This window comes from Bacillus cereus group sp. Bce041, assembly GCF_052646455.1.
Genome location: NZ_JBQXON010000006.1, coordinates 123,555 through 139,727 on the forward strand (window position 1 = coordinate 123,555; position 16,173 = coordinate 139,727).

The following is a 16,173-nucleotide window of genomic DNA, read 5'->3' on the forward strand; positions in this document are numbered from 1 at the left end:
GATTATAATTTGTGAGTTGGGGTGAATTTATGATTGGAAAATTTAGGGGTGAAATAGATTTTATATGCTTTTAGCTAAGATGCATAAGGTATTACGGGGATATTTTTATTGATTTAGATGGATTTTATTGCTATTATTATGAGAAGAAAATGAAGTGTTTTCTATAATCATGCGCCCATAGCTCAGTCGGATAGAGCGGTGGTTTCCGGTACCACGTCTGCCGGGGGTTCGAATCCCTCTGGGCGCGTCAGAAAGTCCTAACTTACGTTTTGTAGGTTAGGACTTTTTTATTTATCTCAGTATTTGAGGGTTAAACAAAACAAACTGATGGAAGTCTCATTTTATATGTGTACTTTCAAAATGCCTTGTCTCATTGCTTCTGTTAAAGCTTCGGAGCGTGATCCTACTTTTAATTTTTTGAAGATTTTTGTTAGGTTGTATTCTACAGCTCTTGAACTCATGTACAGTTCATCAGCAATTTGTTTATTGCTACTTCCTTTAGAGACGGATTCTAAGATTTCTAATTCTTTTTGTGTAAGAAGAGCGGTTTTATTTTCAAGTTGTTGAGTCGTTATATCGTCTGTACGTAGTTGACGTAATAACGAAATAGGAAGTAAAGTATATCCGTTTACAGCTGCACGAATTGCCATTAATAGCTCTTGCTGAGAAGCTGATTTACTAATAATGCCGCTGATACCAGAGTTTATTAATAAATTGAATTGGGATACGTATTCAAAACCTGTATATAAAATGATTTTTGCATCTGTTTGAATATGTAATATTTTCTGGGCGAGTTCAATACCACTACAATTGGGCATATTCATATCCAAGAGGTATACGTCAAAAGGTGTAGCATCACTTTTTATAAGTGCTTCCTGTTCATTTAAAATATATTCTGCTTGCATATCTTCTTCTAATTCAATCATGCTCTTTGTTCCTTCGCCTACAATTTGATGATCATCTACAATTAATACTCGAATCATTATTTACCACCTCGGAACTGTAATGTTTATTTGAAGTCCTTTTTTAGCTTCGGATACTATATGTATTTCTCCACCAATTGATTGAAGCCTTCCTTTTATACCGGAAAGCCCCATATGCTGCTTAGGAGAGTAGGGAGTGTCTATATTAAAACCTTTGCCGTTGTCTCGGTAGTCTAGGAAAATACAGTTATTCTCTTCCCATAAAAAAATCGATACGATGGTTGCCTCGGAATGTTTATCTGCGTTTGTTAGTAGTTCTTGACTGATACGATATAAAGATAAAATTTTGTCAAAATCGTAATGATGCTCTTGAATTGATTCATGATCAAATTGAATTTGAAACTGCACACGTAATTGTGTTTGGGCTAGCAATTCTCTTAATGCACCAATTAAACCAGCATCTGATAAAAGTGATGGACGCAATTCATTACATGTGTCGCGAATTTGTTGTATTACATCGTGCATACCGAAGTGGATTTTTTTTAGTTCATTTTTTAATTCTAGTGGAACGGATTTGTTTTTTAGTAAAGAGTCTAGTTTGCGGTACCATACAATTTGATCTTGTAATGCAGAGTCGTGTAAATCTGAAGCAAGTCGGCGCCTTTCTTGTTCAGAAATTTGAAAGAGTAGGCGTGATAAGCTTGCAGAATTTGTTTTGGATTCTAAACTCTCCTGCTCTAGAGAATGAATAATTTCATTAATGGTATACAAGTTTTCGTAAATAAGACGGACGTATGTCGTGACAGTGATGAACCATGATTTTTCATGCGTATTATATTTAATATTATTCACTTTTGTTCCAATCCAGATGTAGTGTTTTATATGTTTAGTAGAGTATAAGTAAATGCCGATGCATCCATCATCCTCTAATAAATCATTAATTAGTAATGCTGCCATACTCCATTTTTTCTTTTTAGAAAGTGTGAAATCTTTCGTTTGTCCATATCCGTTGCATTGTGTATATGTGTTTTCTTTCATATCATATTGAACAAATTGAATAAAAGAAGGTTTCAACATCGAAACGATTTCATTAGTGAATTTTTTCTCTAACTCTTCTGTTTTCATAATAGATGATAGCTGTGCGGTAAACTGTTCAATGTTTACGTATAAGTTTGTTTTAGTCCGAAAGAGGTGATTACGAAATGTAAAATCTAATCTTTCTTTTAATATGAGAAATAGAATATTTAACGGAAAAATAATAATAAAACTTTGCAGCAGTCGAGAGAGAAAATTGTCTTTGTAATAAATGCTCCAGCTCGTAATGATTGCAATTAATAGAGTTGGGATTAATGACAGAAATGCGTAATACCGTAAACGATCAAATACAAAATCTATATCAAAAATCTGCTTCGTCGCTACTAAATAAAAATAACCGATTGGAAGAGCGATTAGGAACATAGCTCCAATATCTGCTGAGAGAATCGGTGTACTGAATATTGCATCTGGAAGGGCATAGAGTGTAACGAACGGAAAGAAGGCAATGGAATGAATAGTGAGCATTAATTTTAAAAATGGTTTATGTACTGTATTGTGATATTTGATATAGGCACGGATTAAAAAATATATGCAAAAGATAATATTTATTGAAAGGTAAATTAGTTCTAATCCATCGGTATTAACTACGGGAAATGGAATGAACATCGTTAAAATAGAGAGTGATAGTAAAATAATGCTAATTGCAATATCGATTTTTAGAAATCTCATAGAAATGACGTATAGTTGCTTTTTCTTGAATAACTCATTCAATAATAAAATGAGAGACATAGGTGTACCTTGAAATACAATACTTAAAATAATGAGGGCGATAAAATCACCTTTACCAGATTCAACTGCGATTAGAAGACTTGAGGAAGTCATGAATAGAAACGTAATCAAAAAGAATGTTTCCCGGCTCAAAGGCTTCTTTGTATAAAGAAAAATAGATAATCCTAAACAAATAAAAGCGAGTAGGAAGGGAAAGTATATAGAAATAATTTTGTCACGAGAATCAATAAAATGTTGTGTTCCTTTATAAGTTTGGATGATATCGCCTTTTTTAACTTGTATTTCAGATGCATTTAGTGATTGGTTTTGATATCCAGGAAGTATTCCTAAATGAGGCTTTTCTTTATTTATCGAATAGATTATATCTCCTTCTTTTAAGTCCGTATGAAAAGCCCAACCGGAGGATTTAATTTTTGCTATTGTGTATGTAGCTGAGTCTGTTTTAGAAATAAGAACTCCACTATATGGTTGGTTTATTTTATATAAGATATAGCCTTGTAAACAAAAATACAGGATAGTTACACATAAAATGAAAACGAAGTTACGTTGTATCTGCAACGGTTTGGACACCTCTCTTTGTAGGTATATCATTTAATTTCTGAATATTTTTATAATAAAATTTAAGAAGTTTTCATACAATCAACTTCATCTGTTGAAATTGCGGTGAACCACATAAGAGTGGTTCGCTTTTTTTACGGTAAATACAGTACGGATTGCGGACAATAGCATCAGAAAGAAGTCTATGATAAAGATACAACTTAACAAGTCAATGAAGGAGGAAATAGTTATGAAAAAGTTTTTGTTGATGGTAGGCGGGATGGTATTAGGAATGGCGGTTATTTATTTCGTAAAAAGCTAAAAGGAGCTGTTATGGATGGCATTTGAAATTCAAGGATTAAATAAAACATTTGGTGAATATAAAGCTGTTGATGATTTAAATATACGTGTAGAAGAAGGTGGAATTTTAGGGATGCTGGGCCGGAATGGTGCTGGTAAGACGACAACAATTCGTATGATCTTAGATTTAATCAAACCGGATAGCGGCCAAATTCTATGGAATAATCGCCCTTTTTCAAAGAAAGACTTGTCTATCGGCTATTTACCAGAAGAGCGTGGATTATACCCGAAAATGAATGTAGTGGAGCAATTAGTGTATTTAGGCAAGTTAGAAGGAATGCCAGCAAATCTTGCAAAAAGGCATGCGTTACAGTGGCTAGAAAAATTAGAAATGACACCACATTTAAAGAAGAAAACAGAGGAATTGTCAAAGGGAAATCAACAAAAAATCCAATTGATTTCAGCGATATTGCATAATCCGGAATTCATCATACTAGATGAGCCATTTAGTGGATTGGATCCTGTAAATGCAGAGATGTTAAAAAATGTTGTACTTGAGTTAATCGCGCAAAGAAAAACGATTATCTTTTGTAGTCATCAAATGGACAGTGTAGAAACGTTCTGTGAGGAAATTTGTATTATGAAAAACGGTCAAATTGTATTATCGGGTGCCTTGTCAGATATTAAGAAAAGTTATCAATACAAATATATGACGTTGCAAACGGAAGGGGATATTGAACCAATTCTTAAGAAGAAAAATTTCAATTTTGAAAAAGTTAATCGTACGTTCATGATTAAAGTTAATGATGGAGAGGATGCATTTTCGCTGCTTGAAGATATTAAAACTAAACAATATATCCGAGACGTTTCTATTAAAGAACCTTCTTTACATCAAATCTTTGTTGAAAAGGCGGGTGCATAAGTAATGAGGAATTTCTGGATTGTTTTAGGGCAAACGTACTGGGATCGTGTGAGGACGAAAATATTTATTGGGATGACATTGTTATTAATAGGGGGAGGGATATTCTTATTCTCCTTTCCAACTTTAGTACAAAAGTTTTCTGGAGAGAAAGAAAAAGCAAAAGTTGTATTTATTTCCGAAGCACCTAATGTTACTTTGGATCAATCTAATCTTAGTAAAGCTCTTCCAGAATGGGATTGGTCTTTAGGTGATAAAACAAAATTAAATCAATATAAGCAAGATTTGTTAGATAAGAAAGTCGAAGCGCTCTTTATATTAAAAGAGGGTGCGGGTGCTGAACCAGTATTAGATTACTTTATGAAGGTGGATAATCCTAAGTTGATTCAAGGTGCGCAGGTATTTGTACAAAATCAGTATTTTCAAAGTGCGGTAGTTAAACAACAGTTATCAGAAGAGGCTGTGAAATCACTGACGATGAACGTGCAAGCGAAAAAGCAAAACTTAAATAACGAAGAAACAAGCTCATTCTTACTGGTGTATTTATTAGTGGCGATTATGTACTTAGCAATTACTTCGTATGGAAATGCGATTGCTACAGCGGTAGCGTCAGAGAAGGCGTCGCGTGTTATGGAAGTGATGGTAACGAAGGTGTCGCCTGTTCACATGGTCTTTGGGAAGATATTAGGAGTCGGTCTTGCTAGTTTGACACAGTTATTTATTTTCTTCCTTAGTATGGCGCTATATATTAAATCTGGAATTTTTAAGGTATCGGATTCGTTTTTTGGAGTGAATATTGATGTAAATATGATTACAGGTGAGCATGCTGCATATTTCTTGTTATATTTTGTTCTCGGTTACTTCGTTTATGCGGCACTTTTCGCAGTGTTTGGTTCTATGGTAAGCAGGCCAGAAGAATTATCCGGAACAACGATGCCGATTACTCTTATATTGATGGGAAGCTTAGTGGTGGAGTTATTAGTAGTACTTGATAACCCTGAAGGGCTAGTATCAAGGGTGACATCATATGTTCCGTTTACAGCCCCAATTAGTATGGTAGTTAGGATTATTAATGGATCCGTTGGGAGTTTAGAAATTATTACATCTATGGTTGTATTACTGGCTAGCATTAGCTTAATTGCTATGTTTGCAGCGAAGGTCTATCCGAAAGGTGTATTAAGAAGTGGTAAGAGCCTTAAATTCATTCAATTGTTAAAAAATAATTAATTGCAGGGGGGAATAAATTATGGGATTTTTTTCGAAAAGAAAACAAAAAATGATGGATAGTAATAACGAGAGAAGCGTGAAAAAAATAGTTGAGTTGTCTGTGGAAGAGATGAGAGGGATTCAAGGAGCGTCTAGTGAATCGAACGATTATCTCTATGATTCCTATGTAATTAGGAATCAAAGTTCCTTAGCTTTAAATAAGAGGTTTCTTTCTTAATTAAGTATCGTAAAAGAGTAGTTAGGCATAGTGAAGTGTCACTATACCTAAACTGCTCTTTTTATTTTGGAATTGAACAGAGATAAATTTAATGTTGTTATATATAAAATTAAGGGTTACTATTAGTATGTGGTAACAAATGATTGAGTTTATTATTTTCTTTCAATATTATTCAAATTTAGGTTGTAAGTTGTAAATCTCATTAATACATATAAATTAATAATATTTTGGAATGGGTGTCTGCGTGAGGATTCTCCTTTTACCAAACTTATTGTACAATAGAAACAAGGGGGAGATTAGTTTGAAGGCAAGTCTTTTACAAGAACAAAGCTTACGTTTGGCAATGACACAAGAGTTAAGGCAAGCGATTACAATGCTCCAGTATAATGTACAAGAATTATCGGAGTTTTTGTATGAGCAATCGTTAGAGAATCCCCTTATTGAGTTAGGTGGTTTTGAGAGGGAGAAGAAAAAGAGCTCTAACAACAGTAAAAGTACCAGCAAACAAGTCGAGAATCAGATGGAGATCTACAGTGTGGATTCTACAACGATTCAGCAACATTTATTAAATCAAATACAGTATTATAAAATAGATGAAGAAGAGCGAAAAGTAGCTTCTTTCATTATTATGAACATGGATGGAAATGGATATTTACAAGAAACGAATGAAGAGTTAGCAGAGCTCCTTTCTGCGCCCATTCATGTAGTCGACCGCTCTGTAGAGCTTGTCCAATCACTGGAACCAGCAGGGGTAGGGGCGCGTAATATTCAGGAATGTTTAACTTTGCAATTGAAGCGCTTACAAAGACGGAATGGATTAGCAGAAGAGGTTGTAGAAGATCATTTCGCTTATTTCGTGAAGAAAGATTGGCGAAAGCTCGTTCAAGTGTTGAAGTGTAGTAATGAGGAATTGCAGAGTGCGGTAAATTGTATAACGTCATTACAACCAAAACCTGGTCTTGCGTTTTCTTCAGATAAACCACTTTACATTGTACCTGATATGGCGGTGAAAAAAGATGGCGATCGCCTCATTTTACAAATGAATGAGAGAAATATGCCGAGAATTGAAATTCATTCTGAATATAGTGCGCTTCTTAATAATAGTGAAAGTGAAGTAGCATCTTACGTATCAGAAAAGTATCAGCATGTGCAGTGGATTATGCGTAGTTTGAAGCAGAGAAAACAGACATTGCTGCAAGTAATGACTATTATTATGGAAAAACAACGTGATTTCTTCTGGAAAGGTCCAGAGTATTTAAGACCTCTCGCTTTAAAAGAGGTAGCGGAAGAGTTAAGTGTGCATGAATCGACAATTAGTCGTGCGACGCGAAATAAATATGTTCAAACACCACACGGTTTATTTGAGATGAAATCGTTCTTTAGCAATGCCGTTTCGACGACTGAAGATGAAGCAGTTTCTACAAAACGTGTAAAACAATTTATTCAAACGCTAATTGGGGCAGAGGATAAGAAAAAGCCACTTTCAGATCAAAAGATTTCAAAATTATTAGAAGAAGAGCATGAAATTGTTATTTCTCGAAGAACAGTGGCGAAGTATAGAGAACAAATGCATATCCCAGCTTCGTCATTACGAAAAACGATCGGATAGGTGAAGAAGATGAAAGTTGTACTGTATACTAAAAAAGATTGTGGCCTTTGCGTGAAGGCGAAACAAGTTTTAAAGGAAGTACAATGTGAATATTCTTTTCAAATCGAGGAAATAGATATATATGAAGATAATGACCTTTTAGAAAAATATCACTTAATGATTCCGGTTGTAGAAATGGACGGAAAACAAGTAGAATATGGTAACATTCACAAAGGTGTCATAATAAACTATATAAAGAATGCAGTTAAGAGTTGAATAAGTTTCTATCTCCTGTTACAATAATACACGTAGCAGGGATTATTTTTTTAACCTATGTGGGACACAAAATGTCACTACGGGACGTAAAGTGACCACGAAGGAAAAATGAACCGATGTAGTGAGGAGAAAAGATATGCGCTCATGGATTCAGAACACAAAAAAATTATTACCTGATCTGCTACCTGTTATGCAAACGAGAATGCAAATTCTTCAATACATTAGGCTCATGCAGCCGATTGGAAGAAGAAACTTATCAGCAAGTCTCGGTATGACAGAACGAGTATTGCGAAGTGAAGTTCAAGTTTTGAAAGAACAAAACTTAGTTCACGTCGCTTCTTCTGGAATGACTTTGACAGAAGAAGGAACAGCTTTAGTTCTTGCTTTGGAAGACTTTATGAAAGAAATTTCCGGGTTAAAGGTTTTAGAAAAGCAACTTAAGGAAACATTAGACTTGGATGAAGTTTTCGTTGTCCCTGGTGATAGTGATGAATCACCTTGGGTCAAACTGGAGATGGGCCGTGCTTGTGTGACTTGTATAAAAGACCGTCTGACAGCGAATAATATCGTTGCTGTGGCTGGAGGAACTACGCTAGCTGCTGCTGCGGACATGATGCAACTTGATTGCAAAGATTTACATATGCTATTTGTCCCAGCACGTGGTGGAATTGGAGAAGGCGTCGAATTAGAAGCCAATACCATTTGTGCCAAGATGGCACAAAATACGATGAGTAATTATCGCTTATTGTATGTTCCAGACCATGTTAGTAGCGAAGCATATGCGTCTATTGTGACAGAGCCTTCCGTGAAAGAAGTTCTTGAGTTGATTCGATCTTCCAATATCGTCATTCATGGAATAGGTGATGCGTTAACAATGGCACGTCGCAGAAGTACTTCAGAAGCAGATTGGTTAAAGATTCAGGCAAGCGAAGCAGTTGGCGAAGCTTTCGGTTACTACTTTAATGAAGAAGGAAATGTTGTTCATAAAGTGAGAACAGTTGGTATGCAACTAGAGGATTTACAAAATGTATCTCACGTTGTTGCAGTCGCTGGAGGTTCTTCAAAGGCAAAAGCAATACAGGCTGTAATTAAACAAGGGCACACTTCAATTCTAATTACAGATGAAGGTGCAGCAAAACAGTTAACAAAGGGTTTTACCCTTTAATATAATCCCCCAAGGAGGAAATTCAAATGACTAAAATTGGTATTAATGGATTTGGACGTATCGGACGTAACGTATTCCGCGCAGCTCTTAACAACTCTGAGGTAGAAGTAGTAGCAATCAACGACTTAACAGATGCTAAAACATTAGCTCACCTTTTAAAATATGACACAGTTCACGGAACTTTAAATGCAGAAGTATCTGCTAACGAAAACAGCATCGTTGTTAACGGTAAAGAAATTAAAGTTATCGCTGAGCGTGACCCAGCTCAATTACCATGGAGCGACTACGGAGTAGAAGTAGTAGTAGAATCTACTGGCCGTTTCACTAAAAAATCAGACGCTGAGAAACACTTAGGTGGATCAGTTAAGAAAGTTATCATCTCAGCTCCAGCTTCTGACGAAGATATCACTGTAGTTATGGGTGTTAACCACGAACAATACGATGCAGCTAACCACAACGTAGTATCTAACGCTTCTTGTACTACAAACTGTCTAGCTCCATTCGCTAAAGTATTAAACGAAAAATTCGGCGTAAAACGCGGAATGATGACAACAATTCACTCTTACACTAACGACCAACAAATCTTAGACTTACCACACAAAGATTTACGTCGTGCTCGTGCAGCAGCTGAAAACATGATCCCAACATCTACTGGTGCAGCTAAAGCTGTAGCATTAGTATTACCAGAACTTAAAGGTAAATTAAACGGTGGCGCTGTACGTGTTCCAACTGCTAACGTTTCTCTAGTTGACCTAGTTGTTGAACTTGACAAAGAAGTAACAGTTGAAGAAGTAAATGCAGCATTCAAAGCAGCAGCTGAAGGCGAATTAAAAGGTATCCTTGGATACAGCGAAGAGCCATTAGTATCTATCGACTATAACGGATGTACAGCTTCTTCTACAATCGATGCATTATCTACAATGGTAATGGAAGGTAACATGGTTAAAGTACTTTCTTGGTACGATAACGAAACTGGTTACTCTAACCGCGTAGTAGACCTAGCAGCTTACATGACTTCAAAAGGTCTTTAATTCTTAATTATATAAGTTATCAATGACAAAACGAGGGAGAGGGTTTGTTCCCTCTCTCTCTTCTTTCGTTTTAAAAGCAAATGTGTTAAGCTTTTGAGTGGGTTTTGTCAATCCTAACTAGTAGTCGGAGGGAAATCCAATGAACAAAAAATCAATTCGTGACGTAGATTTAAAAGGTAAGCGTGTATTTTGCCGCGTTGATTTCAACGTACCTATGAAAGAAGGCAAAATTACAGATGAAACTCGTATCCGTGCAGCTCTTCCTACAATTCAATATTTAGTAGAGCAAGGTGCGAAAGTTATTTTAGCAAGTCACTTAGGCCGTCCAAAAGGTCAAGTAGTAGAAGAAATGCGTTTAACTCCAGTAGCAGCACGTTTAGGCGAGCTTCTTGGTAAAGACGTTAAAAAAGCGGACGAAGCATTCGGACCAGTTGCACAAGAAATGGTTGCAGCAATGAACGAAGGCGACGTATTAGTTCTTGAAAACGTACGTTTCTATGCGGGCGAAGAAAAGAACGATGCAGAACTTGCGAAAGAATTTGCAGCACTTGCTGACATCTTCGTAAACGATGCATTCGGTGCAGCTCACCGTGCTCACGCTTCTACAGCAGGTATCGCAGACTACCTACCAGCAGTATCTGGTCTATTAATGGAAAAAGAGTTAGATGTACTTGGTAAAGCACTTTCTAACCCAGAACGTCCATTTACAGCTATTATCGGTGGTGCGAAAGTAAAAGATAAAATCGGTGTAATTCGTCATCTATTAGACAAAGTAGATAACTTAATCATCGGTGGTGGACTTGCTTACACATTCGTTAAAGCTTTAGGTCATGAAATTGGTCTATCTCTATGTGAAGACGACAAGATCGAACTAGCTAAAGAATTTATGCAACTTGCAAAAGAAAAAGGCGTAAACTTCTACATGCCAGTTGATGTTGTAATCACTGAGGAATTCTCTGAAACTGCAACAACTAAAATCGTTGGTATCGACTCTATCCCTTCTAACTGGGAAGGCGTGGACATCGGTCCTAAAACACGTGAAATTTATGCAGATGTAATTAAAAATTCTAAGCTTGTTGTATGGAATGGACCAATGGGTGTATTCGAAATGACTCCATTCGCAGAAGGTACAAAAGCAGTAGGACAAGCATTAGCAGATGCAGAAGATACATACTCTGTTATCGGCGGTGGTGACTCTGCAGCAGCTGTTGAAAAATTCGGTATGGCTGATAAAATGAGCCACATTTCTACTGGCGGCGGTGCGTCATTAGAATTCATGGAAGGTAAAGAGCTTCCAGGTGTAGTTTGTCTTAACGACAAATAAGTAGCAGCCAAAGAAAAAGGACGGTGCAAAGCATGCGTAAACCAATTATCGCAGGTAACTGGAAAATGAATAAAACTCTATCAGAAGCAGTTAGCTTCGTAGAGGAAGTTAAAGGTCAAATCCCAGCAGCTTCAGCTGTTGATGCAGTAGTTTGCTCTCCAGCTCTATTCTTAGAGCGCCTTGTAGCAGCAACTGAAGGAACTGACTTACAAGTAGGTGCACAAAACATGCACTTCGAAAAAAATGGTGCATTCACTGGCGAAATTAGCCCAGTAGCACTTAGCGACTTAAAAGTTGGCTATGTAGTACTTGGCCACTCTGAGCGTCGTGAAATGTTTGCTGAAACAGATGAGTCAGTAAACAAAAAGACTATCGCAGCATTTGAACATGGTTTAACACCAATCGTATGTTGTGGTGAGACTTTAGAAGAGCGCGAAAGCGGAAAAACATTTGATCTAGTAGCAGGTCAAGTGACAAAAGCACTTGCAGGTTTAACAGAAGAGCAAGTTAAAGCAACTGTTATCGCTTATGAGCCAATCTGGGCTATCGGTACAGGTAAATCTTCTTCTTCTGCAGATGCAAACGAAGTATGTGCGCACATCCGTAAAGTTGTTGCAGAAGCTGTTTCTCCAGAAGCTGCAGAAGCTGTTCGTATCCAATACGGCGGTAGCGTAAAACCAGAAAACATTAAAGAGTATATGGCACAATCTGACATCGACGGCGCTTTAGTTGGCGGTGCTAGCTTAGAGCCAGCTTCGTTCTTAGGTCTTCTGGGGGCGGTAAAATGAGAAAGCCAACAGCTTTAATCATTCTTGACGGTTTCGGACTTCGTGAAGAAACTTACGGGAATGCTGTAGCACAAGCTAAGAAACCTAATTTTGATGGTTACTGGAACAAATTCCCTCACACAACGCTTACAGCTTGTGGCGAGGCAGTAGGTCTTCCAGAAGGTCAAATGGGTAACTCTGAGGTTGGTCACTTAAATATCGGTGCTGGCCGCATTGTATATCAAAGCTTAACACGCGTTAATGTTGCAATTCGTGAAGGTGAGTTCGATAAGAACGAAACGTTCCAAAGTGCAATTAAAAGCGTAAAAGAAAAAGGTACTGCACTTCATTTATTCGGTTTACTTTCTGACGGTGGTGTGCACAGTCACATGAATCACATGTTTGCTCTTCTTCGCTTAGCAGCTAAAGAAGGCGTTGAGAAAGTATACATTCATGCATTCTTAGATGGCCGCGATGTTGGACCAAAAACAGCACAAAGCTATATCGATGCAACAAATGAAGTAATTAAAGAAACAGGAGTAGGACAATTCGCGACTATCTCTGGTCGTTATTACTCCATGGACCGTGACAAGCGTTGGGATCGCGTAGAAAAATGTTACCGTGCTATGGTGAATGGTGAAGGCCCTACTTATAAATCAGCAGAAGAGTGTGTAGAAGACTCTTATGCGAACGGTATCTATGATGAATTCGTATTGCCGTCTGTAATTGTTAACGAAGATAACACGCCAGTTGCAACAATCAATGATGATGATGCAGTTATCTTCTATAACTTCCGTCCAGACCGTGCAATTCAAATTGCTCGTGTATTTACAAACGAAGACTTCCGTGAGTTCGATCGTGGTGAAAAAGTACCTCACATTCCAGAATTCGTATGTATGACACACTTCAGTGAAACTGTAGATGGTTACGTGGCATTCAAGCCAATGAACCTTGATAACACTTTAGGTGAAGTTGTTGCGCAAGCGGGATTAAAGCAACTTCGCATCGCGGAAACTGAAAAGTATCCGCACGTTACATTCTTCTTTAGCGGTGGTCGTGAGGCTGAATTCCCAGGAGAAGAGCGTATCTTAATTAACTCACCAAAGGTTGCAACGTATGACTTGAAACCTGAAATGAGCATTTACGAAGTAACGGACGCTTTAGTAAATGAAATCGAAAATGATAAACATGATGTTATCATTCTTAACTTTGCGAACTGTGATATGGTTGGCCATTCTGGGATGATGGAACCAACAATTAAAGCAGTAGAAGCAACTGACGAATGTTTAGGAAAAGTTGTAGAAGCGATTCTTGCAAAAGATGGTGTAGCACTTATTACTGCTGACCATGGTAATGCGGATGAAGAATTAACTTCTGAAGGAGAGCCAATGACAGCTCATACAACTAACCCGGTTCCTTTCATCGTTACTAAGAACGACGTAGAATTACGTGAAGATGGTATCTTAGGTGATATCGCTCCAACAATGCTTACACTTCTTGGTGTTGAGCAACCGAAAGAAATGACAGGTAAAACAATTATTAAATAATTTGCTTATATAAAAAGGAGAGAATTTATTATGTCAACAATTATTGATGTTTATGCTCGCGAAGTCCTTGACTCTCGTGGTAACCCAACTGTAGAAGTAGAAGTTTACACAGAAAGCGGCGCTTTCGGACGCGCTATCGTACCAAGTGGTGCATCTACTGGTGAGCACGAAGCAGTAGAATTACGTGACGGTGACAAATCTCGTTACCTTGGTAAAGGTGTTGTTAACGCAGTAAACAACGTTAACGAAATTATCGCTCCAGAAATCGCTGGTTTCGATGTAACTGACCAAGCTGGTATTGACCGTGCTATGATCGAATTAGATGGCACTCCAAACAAAGGTAAACTAGGCGCTAACGCTATCCTTGGTGTATCTATGGCAGTAGCTCACGCAGCAGCTGACTTCGTAGGTCTTCCATTATACCGTTACCTTGGTGGATTCAATGCAAAACAATTACCAACTCCAATGATGAACATCATTAACGGTGGTTCTCACGCTGATAACAACGTTGACTTCCAAGAGTTCATGATCTTACCAGTTGGTGCTCCAACATTCAAAGAATCAATCCGTATGGGTGCTGAAGTATTCCATGCACTTAAAGCTGTATTACATGACAAAGGTCTTAACACTGCAGTAGGTGACGAAGGTGGATTCGCTCCAAACCTTGGTTCTAACCGTGAAGCTCTAGAAGTAATCATCGAAGCTATCGAAAAAGCTGGTTACAAAGCTGGCGAGAACGTATTCTTAGGAATGGACGTTGCTTCTTCTGAGTTCTATAACAAAGAAACTGGTAAATATGACCTTGCAGGCGAAGGCCGTACTGGCTTAACTTCTGCAGAAATGGTTGATTTCTATGAAGAGCTTTGCAAAGACTTCCCAATCATCTCTATCGAAGATGGTTTAGACGAAAACGACTGGGATGGTCACAAATTATTAACTGAGCGTATCGGTGATAAAGTACAATTAGTTGGTGACGATTTATTCGTAACTAACACTCAAAAACTTGCTGAAGGTATCGAAAAAGGTATCTCTAACTCAATCTTAATTAAAGTTAACCAAATCGGTACTTTAACTGAGACTTTCGAAGCTATCGAAATGGCTAAACGTGCTGGTTACACAGCAGTTGTATCTCACCGTTCTGGTGAAACTGAAGATGCTACAATCGCTGACATCGCAGTAGCAACTAACGCTGGCCAAATCAAAACTGGTTCTATGAGCCGTACTGACCGTATTGCTAAGTACAACCAATTATTACGTATCGAAGACGAGCTAGGCGAAGTAGCTGTTTACGATGGCGTAAAATCTTTCTATAACATCAAACGATAATTGTAGAAAATAAACGACAGACCGTGAGAAATCACGGTCTGTTTTTTTATGCTAAAATTGTTCACCCGTCATAAGTGACATGAAATGTTTGAAGAAGCGGTTATAATCAAAATCAATTGCTATTTGATGACTCGGCCAATCAATAAATGGTTTAGATTCTCCTAAAGAGCGAAATTCTCCAATGCTTGCCCCCTGTGCATAAGATTCTGTCATGACAACGATAGGTGATTTGTGATAGGTAAACATAGAGTTATCAAGTAAAGCGAGTATTGGTATTGTGTCATGGAAGGGGCTCCCCTTTAAATGTGGTAGGGCGTCTTTATAATATCCGTAGTAATAATGATCAAATAACGGTTTGACAAGTGGAGCTTTTCCTTTTGCCTCAATGTATTCTGCCATTTCTGGTGTAATGATGGAGTATTGAGTGACGTTTAATGGGTATATGTACATGCTAGCTGTGGATTGAAGGACTATATTAGCGGCAGTAGGATCGCCATAAAAGTTTGCTTCGGAAATAGGGGTAACATTACCAGGATGTAAAAAGGCACCGCCCATTACGTAGTAAGATTTAACTTGCTTCATTAACTGTTTACATACGATGAATAAAATTGCTAGGGAGGTAAGTCTTCCTAAACTTACAATGATTAATTCATCTTTATACTGTTCAATAAGAGGAATGACTTCAAAAAAATTCTCCATTTCTCCGTTAGTCACATTCACCTTTGGAATAATTGGACCGAGCCCCTGTTTCCCATGTACATCCGTAAAAAACGCAGGTGGGGCACCAGTAAGGGGACGTTCTGAACCACCGAATATCTTGATATTTCTATTCTTTGTTTCGTTATTAAAAAAATGAGCGTTTTCTACGGCCATTTTTTTTGAAACATTGCCGTAATCAGCAACGATACCGACGATTTCTATTTCATCGATAAAGAATGCTAAGAGGAGAGCCATCGTATCATCAATCCCAGGATCACAAAAAATGAGAACTTTTTTGGGCATATGTTCACCACCTATCTTGTTTATCCCGTACAAACCGGCTTGGTGAGGGCTAATAATCAATAAGGATGAGGGAAATCTCATTGATTAAAGTTTCACTTTATATATATGTAAGTTTAAGAATAAAAAGATTATTTTATTGAAATAATAGTCTTTTAAATTCAGAAAATAAAAACTTTTTATATTAGGTCAAGGTTTTTGAC

General features: G+C 37.5%; 14 protein-coding genes and 1 tRNA gene. 12 read left to right on the forward strand and 3 right to left on the reverse strand.

Going from position 1 to position 16,173, the window contains the following annotated elements:
• The first annotated feature begins 171 nt into the window (after positions 1 to 171).
• Positions 172 to 247: transfer RNA gene (locus tag ACUN13_RS19900), tRNA-Arg, on the forward strand.
• A gap of 94 nt (positions 248 to 341) precedes the next feature.
• Here the strand turns inward: ACUN13_RS19900 and ACUN13_RS19905 are convergent.
• Together ACUN13_RS19905 and ACUN13_RS19910 are read right to left on the reverse strand one after the other, a co-directional pair.
• A complete protein-coding gene (locus ACUN13_RS19905; RefSeq protein WP_000621765.1) occupies positions 342 to 983 on the reverse strand; it encodes a response regulator in 642 nt (213 codons plus the stop codon).
• Between the two features lie 3 nt (positions 984 to 986).
• Positions 987 to 3,338 carry a sensor histidine kinase gene (locus ACUN13_RS19910; RefSeq protein WP_257115768.1) on the reverse strand — a complete coding sequence of 784 codons (2,352 nt, stop codon included), beginning with the start codon at positions 3,336 to 3,338 and terminating at the stop codon, positions 987 to 989.
• A 283-nt stretch (positions 3,339 to 3,621) separates the two neighbouring features.
• Here ACUN13_RS19910 and ACUN13_RS19915 point away from each other — a divergent pair, with 283 nt between their 5' ends.
• From ACUN13_RS19915 to eno, 11 genes are all read left to right on the forward strand, one after another.
• Complete coding sequence (locus tag ACUN13_RS19915; protein WP_257115767.1) at positions 3,622 to 4,506, forward strand: ABC transporter ATP-binding protein; 885 nt, start codon at positions 3,622 to 3,624, stop codon at positions 4,504 to 4,506.
• Positions 4,507 to 4,509: 3 nt separating this feature from the next.
• Positions 4,510 to 5,730 (forward strand): ABC transporter permease, encoded by a 1,221-nt coding sequence (locus ACUN13_RS19920; protein ID WP_257115766.1) that lies wholly within the window; start codon positions 4,510 to 4,512, stop codon positions 5,728 to 5,730.
• Between the two features lie 19 nt (positions 5,731 to 5,749).
• Entirely contained in the window at positions 5,750 to 5,947 is a 198-nt protein-coding gene (locus tag ACUN13_RS19925) for a hypothetical protein (protein WP_000505575.1), read from the forward strand.
• 301 nt (positions 5,948 to 6,248) lie between these two features.
• Positions 6,249 to 7,556, forward strand: coding sequence for an RNA polymerase factor sigma-54 (rpoN, locus tag ACUN13_RS19930; protein ID WP_000647957.1), 1,308 nt, complete (start codon positions 6,249 to 6,251; stop codon positions 7,554 to 7,556).
• A 9-nt stretch (positions 7,557 to 7,565) separates the two neighbouring features.
• The gene (locus ACUN13_RS19935) at positions 7,566 to 7,811 is read left to right on the forward strand and encodes a glutaredoxin family protein (RefSeq protein WP_000869726.1); all 246 of its coding nucleotides are present in this window, start codon (positions 7,566 to 7,568) and stop codon (positions 7,809 to 7,811) included.
• A 136-nt stretch (positions 7,812 to 7,947) separates the two neighbouring features.
• Complete coding sequence (cggR, locus tag ACUN13_RS19940) at positions 7,948 to 8,976, forward strand: gapA transcriptional regulator CggR (RefSeq protein WP_001258185.1); 1,029 nt, start codon at positions 7,948 to 7,950, stop codon at positions 8,974 to 8,976.
• Between the two features lie 26 nt (positions 8,977 to 9,002).
• Positions 9,003 to 10,007, forward strand: a complete 1,005-nt coding sequence (gene gap / locus ACUN13_RS19945; protein ID WP_000161236.1) for a type I glyceraldehyde-3-phosphate dehydrogenase — start codon at positions 9,003 to 9,005, stop codon at positions 10,005 to 10,007.
• 139 nt (positions 10,008 to 10,146) lie between these two features.
• On the forward strand, positions 10,147 to 11,331 hold the full coding sequence (locus tag ACUN13_RS19950) for a phosphoglycerate kinase (RefSeq protein WP_001036350.1): 1,185 nt from the start codon (positions 10,147 to 10,149) through the stop codon (positions 11,329 to 11,331).
• Positions 11,332 to 11,363: 32 nt separating this feature from the next.
• Complete coding sequence (tpiA, locus tag ACUN13_RS19955; protein ID WP_001231038.1) at positions 11,364 to 12,119, forward strand: triose-phosphate isomerase; 756 nt, start codon at positions 11,364 to 11,366, stop codon at positions 12,117 to 12,119.
• Positions 12,116 to 13,645 carry a 2,3-bisphosphoglycerate-independent phosphoglycerate mutase gene (gene gpmI, locus ACUN13_RS19960; RefSeq protein ID WP_001231152.1) on the forward strand — a complete coding sequence of 510 codons (1,530 nt, stop codon included), beginning with the start codon at positions 12,116 to 12,118 and terminating at the stop codon, positions 13,643 to 13,645. The genes tpiA and gpmI overlap by 4 nt, the downstream gene beginning before the upstream one ends.
• A 30-nt stretch (positions 13,646 to 13,675) precedes the next feature.
• Positions 13,676 to 14,971 carry a phosphopyruvate hydratase gene (gene eno, locus ACUN13_RS19965; protein ID WP_000103955.1) on the forward strand — a complete coding sequence of 432 codons (1,296 nt, stop codon included), beginning with the start codon at positions 13,676 to 13,678 and terminating at the stop codon, positions 14,969 to 14,971.
• Positions 14,972 to 15,022: 51 nt separating this feature from the next.
• On the opposite strand, the gene ACUN13_RS19970 is transcribed toward eno, so the two are convergent.
• Positions 15,023 to 15,973, reverse strand: coding sequence for a nucleoside hydrolase (locus tag ACUN13_RS19970; RefSeq protein WP_134207553.1), 951 nt, complete (start codon positions 15,971 to 15,973; stop codon positions 15,023 to 15,025).
• Positions 15,974 to 16,173: the final 200 nt, after the last annotated feature.